The 17,618-nt window shown below is 58.6% G+C and carries 12 protein-coding genes; 5 read left to right on the top strand and 7 right to left on the bottom strand.

Features of this window, described 5'->3' with window-relative positions; translation table 11 throughout:
- Positions 1-5: 5 nt before the first annotated feature.
- The 7 genes from parE to KEHDKFFH_RS00745 all read right to left on the bottom strand — a co-directional run bounded on the left by parE (position 6) and on the right by KEHDKFFH_RS00745 (position 10,245).
- Positions 6-1,901: a DNA topoisomerase IV subunit B gene (parE, locus tag KEHDKFFH_RS00775; RefSeq protein WP_104320160.1), complete on the bottom strand. Its 1,896-nt coding sequence runs from the start codon at positions 1,899-1,901 to the stop codon at positions 6-8.
- A 67-nt stretch (positions 1,902-1,968) separates the two neighbouring features.
- Positions 1,969-2,442 (bottom strand): protease complex subunit PrcB family protein, encoded by a 474-nt coding sequence (locus KEHDKFFH_RS00770; protein ID WP_104320159.1) that lies wholly within the window; start codon positions 2,440-2,442, stop codon positions 1,969-1,971.
- On the bottom strand, positions 2,442-5,018 hold the full coding sequence (locus KEHDKFFH_RS00765; protein ID WP_158253172.1) for a S8 family serine peptidase: 2,577 nt from the start codon (positions 5,016-5,018) through the stop codon (positions 2,442-2,444). Before KEHDKFFH_RS00765 ends, KEHDKFFH_RS00770 begins: the two co-directional genes overlap by 1 nt.
- Before the next feature lie 201 nt (positions 5,019-5,219).
- Positions 5,220-7,271: a TRAP transporter large permease subunit gene (locus tag KEHDKFFH_RS00760; protein WP_104320157.1), complete on the bottom strand. Its 2,052-nt coding sequence runs from the start codon at positions 7,269-7,271 to the stop codon at positions 5,220-5,222.
- A gap of 15 nt (positions 7,272-7,286) precedes the next feature.
- A complete protein-coding gene (locus KEHDKFFH_RS00755) occupies positions 7,287-8,297 on the bottom strand; it encodes a putative solute-binding protein (protein ID WP_104320156.1) in 1,011 nt (336 codons plus the stop codon).
- Positions 8,298-8,355: 58 nt separating this feature from the next.
- Complete coding sequence (locus KEHDKFFH_RS00750; RefSeq protein WP_104320155.1) at positions 8,356-9,420, bottom strand: hypothetical protein; 1,065 nt, start codon at positions 9,418-9,420, stop codon at positions 8,356-8,358.
- A 204-nt stretch (positions 9,421-9,624) separates the two neighbouring features.
- Positions 9,625-10,245: a TetR/AcrR family transcriptional regulator gene (locus KEHDKFFH_RS00745; protein ID WP_104320154.1), complete on the bottom strand. Its 621-nt coding sequence runs from the start codon at positions 10,243-10,245 to the stop codon at positions 9,625-9,627.
- A gap of 146 nt (positions 10,246-10,391) precedes the next feature.
- Between KEHDKFFH_RS00745 and KEHDKFFH_RS00740 the strand changes: the two genes are divergently transcribed.
- The 5 genes from KEHDKFFH_RS00740 to KEHDKFFH_RS00720 all read left to right on the top strand — a co-directional run bounded on the left by KEHDKFFH_RS00740 (position 10,392) and on the right by KEHDKFFH_RS00720 (position 17,580).
- Positions 10,392-12,185, top strand: a complete 1,794-nt coding sequence (locus KEHDKFFH_RS00740) for an acyclic terpene utilization AtuA family protein (protein ID WP_104320153.1) — start codon at positions 10,392-10,394, stop codon at positions 12,183-12,185.
- Between the two features lie 152 nt (positions 12,186-12,337).
- Positions 12,338-13,204, top strand: a complete 867-nt coding sequence (locus KEHDKFFH_RS00735; protein ID WP_104320152.1) for an SDR family oxidoreductase — start codon at positions 12,338-12,340, stop codon at positions 13,202-13,204.
- A gap of 9 nt (positions 13,205-13,213) precedes the next feature.
- Entirely contained in the window at positions 13,214-14,830 is a 1,617-nt protein-coding gene (locus KEHDKFFH_RS00730; RefSeq protein WP_104320151.1) for an acyl-CoA carboxylase subunit beta, read from the top strand.
- A gap of 540 nt (positions 14,831-15,370) precedes the next feature.
- The gene (gene atuD / locus KEHDKFFH_RS00725) at positions 15,371-16,531 is read left to right on the top strand and encodes a citronellyl-CoA dehydrogenase (protein ID WP_104320150.1); all 1,161 of its coding nucleotides are present in this window, start codon (positions 15,371-15,373) and stop codon (positions 16,529-16,531) included.
- Between the two features lie 227 nt (positions 16,532-16,758).
- Complete coding sequence (locus KEHDKFFH_RS00720) at positions 16,759-17,580, top strand: enoyl-CoA hydratase/isomerase family protein (protein ID WP_104320149.1); 822 nt, start codon at positions 16,759-16,761, stop codon at positions 17,578-17,580.
- The last annotated feature ends 38 nt before the right edge of the window (positions 17,581-17,618 follow it).

The following is a 17,618-nucleotide window of genomic DNA, read 5'->3' as shown; positions in this document are numbered from 1 at the left end:
GTATATCAGACCTCAATGTCTGCCATATTGCCGTAGGTCTCCAGCCACGCCCTCCGGTCTGATGCGCGCTTCTTGCCCAGCAGCATGTCCATGCGACTGTCGGTGTCGTCACCGTCCTCAATGGTCAGCATCACCAAGCGGCGGGTGTCCGGCGCCATGGTGGTTTCACGAAGCTGCAGCGGATTCATCTCACCCAGGCCCTTGAAGCGGGTCACCGAAATCTTGCCTTTGCGCTTTTCAGCCGCAATCCGATCGATAATGCCCTGCTTCTCGTGCTCATCCAGGGCGTAGAAGGTTTCTTTGCCCAGATCCACCCGATAAAGCGGCGGCATGGCCACAAACACGTGGCCGGCGGCAACCACCGGCCGGAAGTGTTTGACGAACAGCGCGCACAGCAGCGTGGCAATGTGAAGGCCATCCGAGTCCGCATCTGCGAGGATGCAGATCTTGTTGTAGCGAAGGCCATCCAGCTGGTCAGAACCGGGATCCACGCCAATGGCAACGGCAATATCATGCACTTCCTGGGACGCCAGGATTTCGCCGGAGTCCACTTCCCAGGTATTGAGAATTTTGCCCCGCAGCGGCATAACCGCCTGGAATTCCCGGTCCCGGGCCTGCTTGGCAGAACCACCCGCGGAGTCACCCTCAACCAGGAACAGCTCTGACCGGGCGGTGTCGCCGCCGGAACAGTCTGCCAGCTTGCCGGGCAGTGCCGGACCCGATGTGACTTTCTTCCGGGCAACCTTTTTACTGGCTCGCAGGCGGCGCTGGGCATTGCTGATAAACAGCTCGGCCAGTGCTTCCGCACTATCAGTATGCTGGTTAAGCCAGAGACTGAAGGCGTCCTTGACCACACCAGAAATGAAAGCCGCCGCTTCCCGGGAAGACAGGCGTTCCTTGGTCTGGCCGGAGAACTGCGGTTCCTGCATCTTGAAGGACAAAACATAGGCCGCCCGCTCCCAGATATCCTCCGGAGACAGCTTCACGCCACGGGGTAACAGGTTACGGAACTCACAGAACTCGCGCATGGCTTCCAACAAGCCGGTACGCAACCCGTTCACATGGGTTCCGCCCTGGGCCGTGGGAATCAGGTTAACGTAGCTCTCCATGATGGCTTCGCCGCCCTCCGGCAGCCACTGGATGGCCCAGTCCACCGCTTCCTTGTTTCCGGAAAAGCTTCCGGTGAAAGGTTCCAGCGGCACCACTTCGATATCCGCCAGGGCCGTGCGCAAATAGTCCCGCAACCCGTCTTCATAGAACCACTCGTCTTTCTCACCGGTTTTTTCCTGCAGGAACGTTACCGTCAGGCCCGGACAGAGAACCGCCTTCGCCCTCAGGTTATGGCGAAGCCGGCTGACAGAAAAATTGGGGCTATCAAAATAAGTCACGTCTGGCGTGAATTTCAGTCGGGTACCGGTATTACGCTTGCCGACGGTATCAATCACTTCGAGCTCGGACGCCTTGTCACCATTGGCGAAGGTCATCCGGTGAAGCTGGCCATCCCGCTTGATGGTCACTTCCAGGTGGGTGGACAGGGCGTTGACGACGGAAACACCGACACCGTGGAGGCCACCGGAAAAATTGTAGTTGCCCTGAGAGAACTTGCCGCCGGCGTGGAGGCGGGTAAGGATCAGTTCGACGCCAGGCAGGCCCTCTTCTTTGTGAAGATCCACCGGCATGCCCCGGCCGTCGTCCTCAACGCTTAGCGAGCCATCGCTGTACAACACCACGTCGAGTCGTTTGGCGTGTCCCGCCAGCGCCTCATCCACACTGTTGTCGATAACTTCCTGCGCCAGGTGATTGGGCCGACTGGTGTCTGTATACATCCCCGGACGCTTGCGCACCGGATCCAGGCCGCTCAGTACTTCAATAGCATCGGCGTTATATTGTTGCTGGCTCATGGGCAGGAACTGACTCCGCGATTGATATGAAAAGCTGAGCCATAGCTTAGGGATTCGTGACGAAAGATCAACGGTTGTTTTCGGCGCGGGTGATCTGGATATCATCCCAGCCTTCAGCGGTCACCGCGATGACCGCACAGGGGGTGGTCAAGGCTTGCGTGACCATGGTTCCGGGGGCCGGTTCGGCAACTCTGATTCTCAGTTCCAGAGTTCCGCTACGGATCTCAGAGGAATCGAGGGTTACGCTATACCCCCCGGTTGGCTTCTGACCAATAGCCGCCAGAACGATGTGCTCCCTCTCAAACTGGACAGTTTTCAAGGTCTCAAGGGAAAGGTTTCGACCGGGCAGGGCTTCCAGACGCTGCACCTCTGCACGACTTGTCAGGTGGACATGACCGGGAGCCGTGAGACCGCAGTGTGCTGACTGGGTAATCTGACGTGCCAATGGCCCACCTTCTGCGGTTTCCGAGCGACTGCTCGCACATCCGGATGCCAGAAGCGTTGCAACCAGAAGACAAACAGCGCGAATGTGAATGGGCATCAACGTTTGGTCTCCAGGGTTCTCACTGGTTGAGCGGTTTGGTTTCCATCATTTTTCAAACGATAGCCTTCGAAGCCGATGCGAGGCAAACCCATGGAAGCAATGGTCGGGCGCCGGAAGCTTGTGCTGAGACTGACTCCGGTAACCCGTTCTCCCCCGATAACGATCTTTTCTGGCAGACCATTTACCGGGTACTCGGCGCAAGCCTCACCGCTCTCACAGATAAAGCCGTTGTTATCCATGTCCGTTCCAGCCACCAGGAAATACTCCCCGGGCTCTATGCCATCGAACGAAAAGCTATAGCTTCCATCACGGGCGGTCACCACGCGCTGCTCTATGGTTTCACGGCTTTCATCCGGACTTACCAGCAAGACGTAATGGCGACCTGCGTCTCGCTCATCAGCCAAAGCCCTGAGGTCTATCGAAACTGGAACCTCCAGGATTCCGGTTTCGCCACCGGCACTGTAGTCGATTCGAATCGTCGTGGCATAACTCTGCCCGTCAACGACATTTGACTCCACCACCGAGACGGCCACCGAGGACGGCAGAGGACTGCCAGCCAAAACCACCGGATCGAGAGAGATCAGATCAGAATCGAAGGCAACGCCATTAACCACGACCGATTCGCCTTCAGGGTAAACAGTAAAATCAAGTTCGCTATTGAAGCGCGCCCGATCAAACGCGATGGCGGAAGGCGAAGACAATACGATCGTGCTCACTGACCCGTCGAGGGCCGCGTCGACTGACTTGAGCGCGTTTATCAGACCGGCTCCGTATTCGGTACTGTTGCCGACGTTTTCTGTCAGCACACCGCCGGCAAGCCAGGCTCGAAACTGGCCGGGCGTAACTGCACCAGGGTTTGCCCCTTTCATTAAGGCATAAACGCCTGCAACGTGCGGAGCCGCCATTGAGGTGCCCTGTAACCCTGCATAAGAACGGATAAAGTCACCACCGTCGTCAACTCCCCAGGTGCTGATGACCAGATCGGCATTGCCATCCAGATTCGCGTCCCTGGTCGCGTCCCCGCCCGGAGCAACGAGATCCACAGAACCACCAAAGTTGGAGTAAGAAGCCCGTACCTTGCCCGCATCCACTGCGCCAACGCCAATGACTCGCCCAAAGGCTGCCGGATAGGTCAACTCATCGGTGCCCTGATTGCCTGCCGCAGCGACGACCAACTTTCCATTTGAATCTGCCCGGTTTATGGCCGCCTCCAACACGGTGCTCGGACCAACGCCGCCCAGGCTGAGATTGATGACGTTAATATCTGGATTGGTAGCAGCCCAGTTCATCGCCGCGACAAGATCATCAAGAGTTCCTGCTCCGTCCCTGCCCAATACCCGGACTGGCCAGAGAGTGACGCCTGGAGCCACTCCATTCACGCCTTCGCCATTTGCCAGTGCAGCAACAATGCCTGCAACGTGAGTTCCGTGGAAATTACTGCTCTGAGGTTTGCCGTCACCTGGATCCGCAGGATTATTGTCATAGCCCAACCGGTCATTGAATTGTGGATCTATATCCAGATCGGCGGAAACATAATCCAGAATTCTGCCGGAATTAAACGGAACTGCATTCGCATCCAGATCAAGGTGCCAGTCGCCGTAGGTTTGCGGAGTAGACGTAAACAGACCCGTATCCATCACAGCGACCCCGATAGCATTACCTCGGGACGGGGCGGCCTGCCAGGCAAGCGGCAGGCTGATGAGGGGCAGATTCCATTGCAGAGAGGAAAGATCCCGGTCCGCCTGGGCCCGATAGATATAATTCGGTTCCGCAATCTGAACTCCAGGCTTCGCTTTCAGTTCGGCGATCCAACGAAGCGTCACACCCCGCAGGCCACCTGCAGAGCCGGGCGATTGTGAAGCGACTACGCCAACAGGATCACGCCTTACTAACCAGGCGCCCTGCCCCAGTGGTTTCGCGGAGGAGGCCGACAAGGCTCCGGCGACGCCTTGCGGCCCCATACGACCCTGCTCTTCCGGCGACATCAGGACAATAGCTTCGTCCAGCACGAACTCCGGTTGGCTGTAATGAGAACTCTGGAAGTTGGTGACGCCGGCAGCCGAAACAGACAGCACGTATCTGAATGGACCGCCACCCGAGGTACTGACACTTATTTCTGAGGGCCCGGCGTCCGGCGCGCTCACCATTAAAGGCGTAATGCCGGTCCCGAGTGCAGAATCTACAAGTACACCACCCTGGGCAACCGACAGGGTAATTGCGGGGGTCTCAAAAACCGAATCCCTGAAAACCTGCACGGCAATCGTGCTGCCCGCTGCGAGATCGGCGCGGAATGTATCCTGCTCATCGGTTACATACTCAAATACAAACTCGCCAGAATCTGGATAGGTGCCAGATGTAGCACTCAAATAGCCCCCCAGGATACCTGTTGAAGCGATTAGCTGAGCGGTGCTGGGCGAATCATTGGGTACCGCTTCGTTCAGACGACTGTCATCAGCCGTATCCGAATCCACTCGCGTTCCACTTTCGATCGTAATGGTGCCGCTCAGACCGGGCTCCTGAGAATCCAGGCCATCGCCGCCACCCCCACAACCCACGAGGGAAAGCAGAGCCAAGAAAACCGGGACCAATTTTGAGAGGGCAAGTGAATTCATATGTCGGGCCACTGGCAACAAGTCGATTTTATTTCCTAGGGTATACCAAACACGCTTCTCTCGAGTGTTCGGTTTCGTTCAAACTACGTTTCCTCCTGTATTCCAGATGCAAAAAGCCGCCTGAAGTTTCCCTCAGGCGGCCTTCTTTATCTCATTTCAACATTACAACGCGTAGAACAGCATCGGCACAAAGGCCACGAACAATAGTGTTGGCCCCATCACAGCCAGAGGTAGCAGCAGGCGCTCATAGCGATGCCAGAACGAACCGGTACGCTCTGCCGCCAGCACTTCCGTCTCGCCTACAACCTGACGGGTAAGCAGATGGTTCAGTGCCACCGGCGGGCTCAGATAGCCAAGCTCGAACGCTACCAGGCAGACAATCCAGAAGTGCAGCGGATCGATACCCAGTTGGATTGCCGGCTGGGCAATGGTGGCCGACACCAGGATTACCGCGCCGAACGGGTCCATGACCATGCCGATTACCGTGAGCATAACCACAATCACGAGCATGGCGATCCAGGGACTGGTCAGGTCCTCCGGGAAGAGCGCGTGAACAATATCCGAGCGTTCGAGGATACCCCCGAGGCAGATCGAAAATCCGATAAGCGCAAGCAGGGCTCCGATATGCACCGCTGAATCGCTGGCAGCGGCGGAACTTCGGCTCCAGAATGCCTGAGAGCGGGTCTGGCCCCGGTCCTCACTGCTCCCGCCGGAATCCAGGAGCACCAAAGCAAGCATGACCAAGGGCAGGATCAACGGGGCGCTGTACTCGTTGAACTTCAAGCCCAGAACAATCCAGATCGACAGGATGACCAGAGCAGCCACAACCACATAAGGCAGCAATGCCCGGCTTTCACCAAGAGCCGCACGGAAGGCCCCCGGCGCCGGACGAGGCTTCCAGTTTCCCTGGGTCTTGCAGACAATCAGCGAGAACAGGGTTGCCGACATAATGAAGACCCAGAAACCCCAGCTGTACATCTCTGTGGTCGTGACTTCTTTATTAAGTGCAGCCACGACAACAATCAGCAGACACGGATTCAGCACAACGCCGAGGCTGCCAGACATGGCGGTCGTTGCCAGAGACAGCTGGCGCCCTGCCCCGGCACGGCGGAGTTCGTCATAAACAACACCGCCCACCGCCAGGATGAAAATGCCCGATGCGCCGGTAAATGCTGTCGGAAACGCGGTTGCGAAGATGATCACCGAAGCCAGCAGCGGTGCAGGAAGATTGAAAGGCTTGATGAGATTCAGCAGAAGTTCGGGGATCCGGGTCTGCTTGAGCATCATGCCCACCAGCACGTAAAGGCCAATGTTGATGAACATGGACGACAGGTTGGACATCATCCCGAAATAGATGGCCAGCCCCGAGGCGTAACCGTCTACCAGGAAGAAATAGCTCATGGCGACCAGGCCCATGGCACAGTAGAGCGGAATCACCAGACCAGAAGAGGCGGAGAGGCCTCCGGGTCGAATCCGTTCCGGAACGTTCAGGAACCGGACGGCATTAATCACCATGAACAGGCCGAAGACCCCGCCCCAGGCGTACTGCAGGGTCATGGTGGCCTCCGAGCCCGGAGATGTGGCCAGTTTTCCCAGATAGGCGTTCAGCGAAAGCACCATCAGGCCATTGACCACAAACTGAACGCCCTGGCTCAGCCGCCATTCGGCACGGTTGCGAGGCAGGCGCAGTGCAATATGGTCGGTATCCAGTGCGGCGATTGCCGCAGCCATCGCGAACATTGCGATAAACAGGTACTTGGTAAGCTCAATGTTCTCAAGCAGGAAGCCCGCTAGCCCCTGCTCTAACGTCTTGAAGGCCCCGAGAGCTGGCGTGGCATGCACCAAATTCTGTTCATAGACATCGTATTGCTGTTGGCAGAGTTCCAGATTGCTCTGGAGGGATTTGCGAATGGCTTCCGGATTAGGTGCTGAACTGAAAAGGTCATCCGGGTCCGGCTTGTAATCGGCCACGCGGCGGGCAACCTCGGCGTCGATATCCATCTCCAGTTGGCACGAGGGCTCCGTGGCATCCGGATTCAGCAAATAGTAGTTCGGCCACGTCTGTTCGCCGACCCAGAGCAGCCGGGAATGCAGGGAATTGCCCATCCCCAACAGCAATGTGAACAACAGCAAGAGCAGCAGAACAGCCCCATACATCCGATGTACGGGGTAGAGTGTCCTTGCGGCCGGAGCGGTGATTGCTCGCCAGTTCATGATGGTTCCGCCCTGTTATTCGCGGTTGGCCGCGGTGCACTCGGCAGCAGCGGGATTACTTGCACAGCGGATCTTGCTGAGCAGCCCCATCATCTTCGGGTGATACACATCCGGGGCACCGTTCAGGCCATCGCGCATCTCGATGCGGTTCTCCCGGAACATTTCCTGATAGCCGCGGATGTCTTTTTCAGGAATGCGTACCCATTTTTCTTCAGGAATGGCCGCTTCCTGGCCTTCGATCAGGCCCATGGCCTGCGGGAACATGTTCCAGGCAACTTCCCGGGCTTTCTGGGCAGTTTCGTCGTCCAGTACGTCATCGCGAGCAACCATCTGAAGCGTCAGCTGTGCCAGCGGATAGTCCACAACCCCGCCGTTTTCGCCAATGCCCTTGTAGAGTTCCAGAGCTTCGTAGGCAAAAGCCGGCGCATAGGCGGTATCCACCGAACCGTTGTTAAACTTGCCGGCGAAGTTGGTGATGTCGGAAGGCACGACCGTGGCTTTGACGAAGTTCACCATGTGAATCGCGTCTTTCTGGTAGTCCAGGGTTGCCATACGCTTGCCCGCCAGCTCACCGGCGGTATCAATACTGCGATCGTTTACAAACAGGTAGCCGGCACCGACCGGGATGATTCCAAGAACTTCGTATCCGTTATCCTTCATCAATGGCGCTGCTTTGGGCTGCGCCAGGGTAGCCAACAGGGTTTTCAGGTTGTCGTAGGTGGGAAGGGCCCCGACGGCGCTGATGCTGCCGGTGAACTTGTTGAATGGACGAATCCGGATGTCCGTTGCGGCAACGGCATCGCATTGCCCGGCGTTAAAATCTCCAATCGCCACACCCTCATCGGTGTAGGGTTTCAGCTGGAAATCCACGCCCTGACCTTTCATCTCAAGGGCATAGTCTTTGACGAAGTTGTAGAAGTCTCCATTGGCGCCGATGACATCGAACACACACATGGAAACAGTCTGTGCCGATGCCAGAGGAGCGGCGGCGACGAGGGCCATGGCTGTCAGGGATTTGCGGATCATAACGACCTCCGGGTCATTCTTGTGCTTGTCAGTTTTCAGAGGATGTCGGCAACCTGCTTTACAGCAGATCGTCCAGATTCATGGTTTCGACGTTTTCGGTTTGCCGCTCAGGGCTCATCCTGCCGAAGAAGGATTGCGGCGTCCGATAGCCGTAGTTGGCGGTCCAATGCTTGTCAGAAGAAAAGCGAACCACGCCGGCCGCGACTTCATCCACCAGACGGTACTCATCCCAGACCTCAATAGTTGCATCGGCCTCGGCGAAACTGGCGATGGCTTCCTCGAGCTTTTCCGGTCGGCCAAAGGTTTCGGCGGCGACAGCCTGGAGCGCGTGCGGAACCCGCATGCCTTTTTCAACGCCCAGCTCCCTGCTGTGTTCCAGCACCTGCCAGGGATCCGGCGCCAGCGCCGGACGGGTATCCGGCAGCAGCAGCCAGACCAGAGCCCGGATGGCGTTGGGCATGCCGCCCCACTTTTCATTGTCCAGACAGGTGGCCGCGCGCTCGGCCTGGGGAGCAATGTTCCTGGGTACTCCGGCCATGGCGCCGGAATTGGCATCGTTCACGATGGCCTGCATGCCAGTCAGCAAACCGAGCAGAAAGGTAATTTCATCCTGCTCGCTAAACAGGAATGGGCACTCAAGGGGTTCAGCGCCGGGATCGAACTCGTAGGCGGCCATCGCTCGCTGAAAGGACGCATAGCGACGCTTCGCAGTCAGTGCGTTCAGGCGTTTTGCCACTTCCCTGGCGTCCTTGGCCGCTTCGACATCGCCTTCGTAATCCGCTCTAAGGTAGGCGAGCTCCGCCTCCCAGGCTTCATACTCGGCGCAATTGCCTGCCAGGAGCATCAGCAAGGAGCCGGTGCTGTCAGGGGCATCGGTCACCCGTGAGAAGGAATAGAGCAACGGGTCAATGCCCTCACCCAGCGCACAAGCCATCTGGGCGTCGGACATCTGCAGTACGTAGGGCGTGGCCTCGCCCTCCGAGTAATTGGAGAGTACAACGCCGGTGGTGGTGTAGATGGGATTTGCCGAGCAGCCTGCGAGAGCGACAACCGCCGCCAGCGAGAGAGCCTTGAGGCGAGCCGCAATAAGGTGCGGTCCGAGCCTTGCCAGAGAGGAGATCATATTTCACCCTGCATCACGTTGTTTTTGTTTGCCCGATCTGAACTCGGTTTTTGTCAACGGGTGCAAGAATGCGGTGAAAACTGTCCTACAAAAATGGCTCGAATGCCGATTTTGTTATGCCGATCGGGCCAATGGCCCGGAGGGAAAGGGGTTTCGGAAGATTTTCTTGATTTAAAACAATGACTTTTGAAACTAGAAATCTGCTTACAGTGCCATCATCGCCATCACCTGATCGGTCAGGCCACCCAGTGTCAGGCCTCCCCGTTCCGGCTTGTACCAGGTTACCGTCCAACTGAGGGCGCCGGTCAGCATCCGTCGAACAACGAAAGGATCCGCCTCCAGAGCGCCCTCGTTTTTCAGCGATTCCAGCACATCCAGCCAGAGCTTCTCATAGATATCCCGGAGTTCGAGCACTTCAACCTGAGAAGCGGCCGACAGACTCCGCCATTCGAACACCAATACCGCCATCGCCTCTCCAGTCTGGCCATTGATCGACTCCAGCTCGGCACGGACCAGACCCCGCAGCTTCTCTCTGTTGGTATCGGCAGCCTCCAGAGCCGCCTGCATGAGCGCCGTGTTCAGCCGGATGGTTTCAACCATGACTGCTTTGAGGATCTCTTCCTTGGTCCGGAAGTGATGGAACAGGCTGCCAGACTGAATACCCACGGCCGCGGCCAAGTCGCGAACCGTAGTCCGTTCATAGCCTTTTTCCCGGAACAGCCGGGCGGCCTCGGTGAGCAGGCGGCCACGGGCACCACCGGGGTCTGACACAAGGTTTTCGGCGATCAGGGACTGGAGTATCTGGCTCTGGCTCACTAAAGCTATCCGGTTGGCAAAAGAGGCCTTTAATTCTACCTTAAACTTGCCTGTTTACAAACCAAGCGCTTGCTTGGTATTGTCAGTTTTATCGTGAGACAAAACCGCGATTGCCACTGGCATCGAATCGGTAACCATAGACAAGGCACAGGAACATGGCTGAATCCCAAAAAACCGTTCGCATAGGATGCTCCGCCGCTTTCTGGGGCGACACGGAAACCGCCGCCGCGCAACTGGTTCATCAGGGCAACATCGACTATCTGGTGGCCGATTATCTGGCCGAAATCACCATGTCGATCATGGCAGGTCAGAAGATGAAGGACCCGTCCCAGGGTTATGCGCGGGATTTCGTCCAAACCGTGATGGGCCCTTTGCTTGGCGACATCAAGGAAAAAGGCATCCGCGTTCTGGCCAACGCCGGCGGCGTGAACCCGGTGGCTTGTCGGGATGCCCTCCAGGCTCTCTGTGAAAAGGCAGGCGTAGAAATGAAGATCGCCCTGGTGCTGGGCGACGACCTGCTGATGAAGAAGAAAAAGCTGGCCGACATGGGCGTTACGGAGATAAGTTCCGGCCAGGCGATGCCACCGATGATGGTCAGCCTGAACGCGTACCTGGGGGCTCCTGGCCTGGTTGCCGCCCTGGAACAGGGTGCCGACATCGTTATTACCGGCCGGGTTGCCGACAGCGCCCTGGTGCTGGCGCCTCTGGTGCACGAATTCGGCTGGGGCTGGCAGGACTACGACAAGCTGGCCCAGGGTAGCCTGGCCGGGCACCTGCTTGAGTGCGGTGCCCAGTCCACCGGCGGCAACTTTACCGACTGGGAAGAGGTAGCCGGTGGCTACGCCAACATGGGCTTCCCGATAGCCGAGGTGAGCGGCGACGGCAGCTTCTTTGTTACCAAGCCCGAAGACACCGGCGGCCTCGTCAGCCGGGGCACCGTGGCAGAACAACTGGTCTACGAGATTGGCGATCCCCGGGCCTACCTGCTGCCAGATGTTACCTGCGATTTCACGGGGGTTGAGTTGGAGGAAACCGGTAAAGACCGCGTTCAGGTTCGGGGCGCGCGAGGGCTTCCGCCCACGGACAGCTACAAGGTATCAGGCACCTGGCCGGATGGGTTCAAGTGCACGGTCACATTCCTTCTGGCCGGCATGAAAGCCAGGGCCAAAGCACAGACCGTCGCCCAGGCCATTCTGGCCAAGACTTCACGCATGTTCAGCGAACGCGGCCTGCCCGATTACAGCGAGACCAGTATCGAGCTCCTGGGTACCGAAACCACCTATGGCGCTCACGGCCGTGGCGAGGATTGCCGGGAAGTGGTGGTAAAGATCAGCACGGCCCATCCCAAAAAAGAGGCTCTGGTTCTGTTTTCCCGGGAAATTGCCCAGGCGGCAACGGGCATGGCGCCGGGGATTACCGGAATTGTCGGGGGGCGGCCCACGGTATGGCCGAAAATCCGGTTGTATTCTTGCCTGGTGCCGAAGACAGAAGTTGAGGTATCGGTGGATCTGGGTGGCGAGCGGCAGACCGTTGAGGTTGAGACTGCTGGCGGATTCAAGGACAGCGAACTCCAGCCCCAGTCGTTCACACACGAGACAGGTGGCACCGATACCACTGTGCCACTGGTAAAACTTGCCTGGGCCCGGAGTGGCGATAAGGGTGACCACACCAACATCGGCGTGATTGCCCGGAAACCGGAGTTTTTGCCGTTTATCGAGTCAGCATTGACGGAAGCGGCCGTTGCCGACTGGATGGCCCATACCCTGAACCCGGAAACCGGTCGGGTGACCCGCTGGGCCATGCCTGGGCTGCAGGCCATCAATTTCCTGTTGGAGCACAGTCTGGGTGGCGGCGGTGTTGCCAGCCTACGGATTGATCCCCAGGGGAAGGCGTTTGCGCAACAGCTTTTGGAGTTTCCTGTGCCTGTTCCTTCAAAGATCATCAACTAATAAACCATGGAGCACGCGCTCGGGCCGCTGGCCCCTCCCGGGACACGCTGTGAATACATCCCTGTACGCTTGATCGCAGCATCCCTGCTGCTCACAGTCCCGGGAGGGGCCAGCGGCCCGAACGCCCGAACATTGGGAAAGGTTTTCGAGATATGAGCTATCAATCTGTTTTTCATCCGGACCTGTTTAAAGGCCAGGTGTTTATCGTTACTGGCGGCGGCTCCGGCATCGGCCGGTGCACGGCCCACGAGCTTGCCGCCCTCGGAGCGCGGGTTGCCCTGGTGGGCCGTAAAGTCGAGAAGGTGGAATCGGTAACAGCGGAGATCATCGAGGACGGCGGCATTGCCTCAGCCCATGTCTGCGATATCCGGGAAGAGGAATCGGTGAAAGCCACCGTCAAATCGATTATTGCCGAACATGGCGGCCTGAATGGTTTGGTGAACAACGCCGGCGGGCAGTTTCAGGCGCCGCTGACGGGGATCAACCAGAAGGGCTGGGAGACGGTGGTGCGCACCAATCTGACCGGCGGCTTTCTGATGGCCCGGGAAGCCTACACCCAGGCACTGTCGAAAACTGGGGGTGCCATCGTCAATATCGTCGCTGATATGTGGGGCGGCATGCCGGGCATGGGGCATTCGGGCGCGGCCAGGGCCGGGATGGTGAACTTTACCCAGACTGCCGCGGTTGAGTGGGGCGCTTCCGGCGTTCGGGTGAATGCAGTTGCTCCGGGCTGGATCGCCTCCAGCGGCATGGACAACTACCCCGAACACATGAAGCAGTGGATCCGCAGTCTTGGCGATAACGTGCCCATCAAGCGGATGGGTACCGAATCCGAAGTCAGCTCGGCCATCTGTTTTCTGCTCAGCCCGGGGGCGGCGTTTATCAGCGGCGACTGCTTGCGAATCGATGGCGGCGCCTCCCAGGGCGGCCGGGTGTGGCCGTTGCCGAAGGCTAAGAACAACGAGCCCTACAACGGCTTTCATCGGGCTGTCACCCCGAAAGTTCTGAGCGACGACTGAGGAGCGAACATGCAGGTACTTGAATCCACCGTAAGCTCCCGGTCCGAGGACTTTCGCGCCAACGCCGAAGCCATGGAAGCGCACATCACCACGTTTCGGGATGTGGAACAGAAGGTCCTGGACCTGGCGGAGGCCGCTCGGGAGAAGTTCACCAAGCGGGGCAAGCTGCTCCCGAGGGACCGCATTAACCGGCTGCTGGACCGTGGCACGCCTTTCCTGGAACTCTGCTCCCTTGCCGGCTACAAGATGCACGATGACAAGGACGGCAGCATGGCCGGCGGTAACATCATCGCCGGTATCGGCTATGTCAGTGGTATTCGCTGCCTCGTCGTTGCCAGCAACAGCGCCATCAAAGGCGGCACCATTACCCCGGCCGGCCTGGACAAGACGCTGCGGCTGCAACAGATCGCCATGGAGAACAAGCTTCCCATCGTGTCCATGTCCGAAAGCGGCGGCGCCAACCTTAACTATGCTACCGATATTTTCGTGCTGGGCGCCCGGGGCTTTGCCAACCAGGCTCGCATGTCTGCCGCCGGCATTCCGCAGGTCACCGTGGTCCACGGCAACGCCACGGCAGGCGGCGCCTATCAGCCGGGTCTGTCGGACTATGTGATCGTGGTGCGCGAGCAAGCCAAGATGTTCCTCGCCGGCCCGCCACTGCTCAAAGCCGCCACGGGTGAAGTAGCGACCGATGAGGAACTCGGCGGCGCGGAGATGCATGCCACGGTAGCTGGGACAGCAGAGTACCTGGCCGAAGACGACGCCGACGGCATCCGCCAGGCCAGAAACATCCTTGAGGCCCTGCCCTGGAACGAGCAACTGCCGCCCCGGCGAGAGCTTCAATGGGAGGAACCGCTCTATCCGGCCGACGAATTGCTGGGCGTGATTCCGGCGGATTCCAAGAAACCCTACGACGTGCGCGAAATCCTTGCCCGCATCGCCGACGGTTCAAAGTTCATGGATTTCAAGAACGAGTTCGACGACCAGACCGTCTGCGGCACCATCCGGATCGAGGGTCACTCCGTTGGCATTATCGGCAATAACGGCCCGATCACTCCGGCAGGCTCTGCCAAGGCCGCCCAGTTCATCCAGCTCTGCGACCAGGCCGGAACGCCCCTGCTGTTCCTGCATAACACCACCGGTTTCATGGTGGGCACACACTCGGAGCAGAACGGCATCATCAAACACGGCTCGAAAATGATCCAGGCGGTGGCCAATTGCCGGGTGCCAAAGGTCGCAATTGTGATCGGCGGTTCCTATGGTGCAGGTAACTACGCCATGTGCGGGCGTGGTCTGGACCCAAGGTTTATCTTCGCCTGGCCTAACAGCCGCACGGCGGTGATGGGCCCGGCGCAGGCGGGCAAGGTGATGCGTATTGTGGCAGAGGACAAGCAACGTCGCGGCGGCATGGAGCCGGATCCGAAGACACTGGATTTCCTGGAGCAGGCCACGGCGAAGAAACTGGAGGAAGGCTCCACGGCGCTGTTTGGAACGGCCCGATTGTGGGATGACGGGCTGATTGATCCTCGGGATACGCGGCGCGTTCTGGCTCTGGTTCTGGACGTTTGCCGGGAGGCTGAAGCTCGGCAGTTGCGGCCTAATACGTTTGGGGTGGCCCGCCTTTGAGCCTTCGAGCTTTGGTGGGGCTCGCCTGTTGGCCTGCGAGTTTTTCGGGAGGAACCGGTTGGGCCCCCCTGTCCAAAAAACGCTACGAGCACATCCATGTGCGCTTGGCGTCGGCCATCCTTGGCCGCCGACATTTTGGACAGGGGGGCCCAACCGGTTCGTCGAAACGCAGAGGTCACGCTTTTAGCCAGCATGCTTTTCAGCCGCAGCGTGCGAAAAAACAACCGTAGGTCGGATTAGCCGAAGGCGTAATCCGACAAAAAAGCCAGGCCAGTCAGCCAATCTGTCGGGTTACGCCTTCGGCTAACCCGACCTACAAAAACAACAAAACTGCCAACAGGCAGCAACAAATTTGCAGACCTTGGCGGCTGTGTGGGACGGGTTTCAGAAAATGTAGAGGGCCAAGGATGGCCCGAAACAAGCGCACATGGATGTGCTCGTAGCGGTTTTCTGAAACCCGTCCCACACAGCCGCCACCCAAGTTAAAGAACGTGCTCCGAACCACAGAAGGCACGAACTAACACCCAGGAGAACAAAAACGTGAAATTCACAGCCGAACACGAAGCCCTCCGAAAAACCGTCCGCGATTTCGTGGAGAAGGAAATCAATCCCCACTGCGACGAATGGGAAGCCGCCGGGGAATTCCCGATTCATGAGCTTTTCAAAAAGCTTGGCAACCTGGGAATCCTGGGCATCCAGAAGCCGGAGGAATACGGCGGTATGGGGCTGGATTACAGCTACAATCTGGTAGCGGCTGAAGAACTGGGCATGGCCCATTGTGGTGGCGTTCCGCTGGCCATCGGGGTTCAGACCGATATGTGTACGCCGGCCATTTCCCGGTTTGGTTCCGATGAACTGAAACGCAGCTTCCTGGCCCCGGCTATTGCCGGCGATATGGTGGGATGCATTGGCGTCAGCGAGGTTGGCGCGGGTTCTGATGTAGCTGGGATGAAAACCACCGCCAGGAAAGACGGTGACGACTACATCATCAACGGCTCCAAGATGTGGATCACCAACAGCCCCAAGTCCGACTTCATCTGCCTGCTGGCCAACACCTCGGACGACAAGCCCCACAAGAACAAATCCCTGATCGTGGTGCCCACCAAAACTCCGGGCATCTCCTTCAGCCCGCATCTGAACAAACTGGGCATGCGCTCCTCGGAAACGGCGCAGATCTTCTTTGATGATGTCCGCGTTCCCCAGCGTTACCGCATTGGCGCCGAGGGCACCGGCTTCATGATGCAGATGCTGCAGTTCCAGGAGGAGCGCCTGTGGGGTGCCGCCAACGTGATCAAGGCGTTGGAAAACTGCATCACCAAGACCATCGAATACTGCCGCGAGCGCAAGACCTTCGGCCAGCCGCTGATCGATAACCAGGTGATCCACTTCCGCCTGGCCGAGCTGCAAACCGAGGTAGAGGCCCTGCGCGCCCTCACCTACCAGGCTTGCGAGTTACACGTTGACGGCAAGGATGTGACCCGCCTCGCTTCCATGGCCAAGCTCAAGGCCGGGCGTCTGGGGCGTGAAGTAACGGACAGCTGCCTGCAGTACTGGGGTGGCAACGGCTATATGTGGGATAACCCGATTTCCCGGGCACACCGGGATGTTCGGCTGGTGTCCATCGGCGGTGGTGCCGATGAAATCATGCTCGGGATTATCTGCAAGATGATGGGGACTTTGCCGGGCAAGAAGCGCGACTGACATACGGTGCATGGCCGTCAGGCCGGTAGTTCTGTCCAGGACACGCCCGCAAGTACGTCCGTGTAGGGCTCGATCGGGCCATCCATGGCCCTCAACGGTCCTGGACAGAACTACCGGCCTGCCGGCCCCGGACTTGGGTTGTCGGATTACGCCTTTGGCTAATCCGACCTACGAATCGACAGGCTCTGAAAGCCTGCTGGCTCCAAACCAAAATAGTGGAGTTATGTATGGACCAGCTACCACAATGCGAAACACTTTTACTGGAAAAACAGGGCCCCGCCCTGTTTATCACCATCAACCGGCCTGACGTCCGCAACGCCATGAGCCTGGAAATGGTGGCGGAGCTTTCGGCCGTATTTACGCAGATCGAAAGCGACCTGCACATCCGTGCCGTCGTAATCCGGGGCGCCGGTGGTCATTTCTGTGCCGGTGGCGATATCAAAGACATGGCCGGTGCCCGGGGCCAGAAAGCTGCCGAAGGCGAGGCCGATCCGTTCTACCGCCTGAACCGGGCCTTCGGCCAGATGATCCAACAGGTCAACGAATCCTCAAAAGTCGTTGTCGCGGTCACCGAAGGCGCCGTCATGGGCGGCGGTTTCGGCCTGGCCTGCGTTTCCGACGTCGCCATCGCCGGGCCAACGGCAAAATTCGGCATGCCGGAAACCTCCCTCGGCGTCATTCCCGCCCAGATTGCACCGTTCGTGGTTGAACGAATCGGCCTCACACAGGCCCGGCGACTGGCCCTGCTCGGTTTGAGAATCGATGCGACCGAGGCTTGCAGTCTCGGAATCGTTCACCAGGCGGCCGCTTCGGATGATGAACTGGAAGGTATGCTGAAAAGCGCTCTGGATCGTGTTCGCCATTGCGCTCCGGTAGCTACGGCTGAAACCAAGGCTCTACTTCATCGGGTGGGCCATGAACCCATGGGCGGCCTGCTCGACAGCGCTGCAGAAAAGTTTGCTGACGCCATCCGTGGAAGCGAAGGAACCGAGGGCACCATGGCTTTCATGCAAAAGCGGCAGCCAGCCTGGGCAGAATCCAACGACTAAGTTACGGGGGAGCGAGCGGGTGTGGGGAGGCTTTCAGG

Source organism: Marinobacter maroccanus (genome assembly GCF_002933275.1).
Classification (GTDB): Bacteria; Pseudomonadota; Gammaproteobacteria; order Pseudomonadales; family Oleiphilaceae; genus Marinobacter; species Marinobacter maroccanus.
The sequence above is the reverse complement of the archived record's forward strand: the minus strand, read 5'-3'. Positions and strand labels throughout refer to the sequence as shown.

Coding starts and splice junctions, on each gene's coding strand:
- KEHDKFFH_RS00770 (WP_104320159.1), bottom strand. CDS start 2,442: ATGCCCATTCACATTCGCGCTGTTTGTCTTCTGGTTGCAACGCTTCTG.
- KEHDKFFH_RS00720 (WP_104320149.1), top strand. CDS start 16,759: ATGGACCAGCTACCACAATGCGAAACACTTTTACTGGAAAAACAGGGC.
- KEHDKFFH_RS00735 (WP_104320152.1), top strand. CDS start 12,338: ATGAGCTATCAATCTGTTTTTCATCCGGACCTGTTTAAAGGCCAGGTG.
- KEHDKFFH_RS00755 (WP_104320156.1), bottom strand. CDS start 8,297: ATGATCCGCAAATCCCTGACAGCCATGGCCCTCGTCGCCGCCGCTCCT.
- KEHDKFFH_RS00750 (WP_104320155.1), bottom strand. CDS start 9,420: ATGATCTCCTCTCTGGCAAGGCTCGGACCGCACCTTATTGCGGCTCGC.
- KEHDKFFH_RS00730 (WP_104320151.1), top strand. CDS start 13,214: ATGCAGGTACTTGAATCCACCGTAAGCTCCCGGTCCGAGGACTTTCGC.
- parE (WP_104320160.1), bottom strand. CDS start 1,901: ATGAGCCAGCAACAATATAACGCCGATGCTATTGAAGTACTGAGCGGC.
- KEHDKFFH_RS00760 (WP_104320157.1), bottom strand. CDS start 7,271: ATGAACTGGCGAGCAATCACCGCTCCGGCCGCAAGGACACTCTACCCC.
- KEHDKFFH_RS00740 (WP_104320153.1), top strand. CDS start 10,392: ATGGCTGAATCCCAAAAAACCGTTCGCATAGGATGCTCCGCCGCTTTC.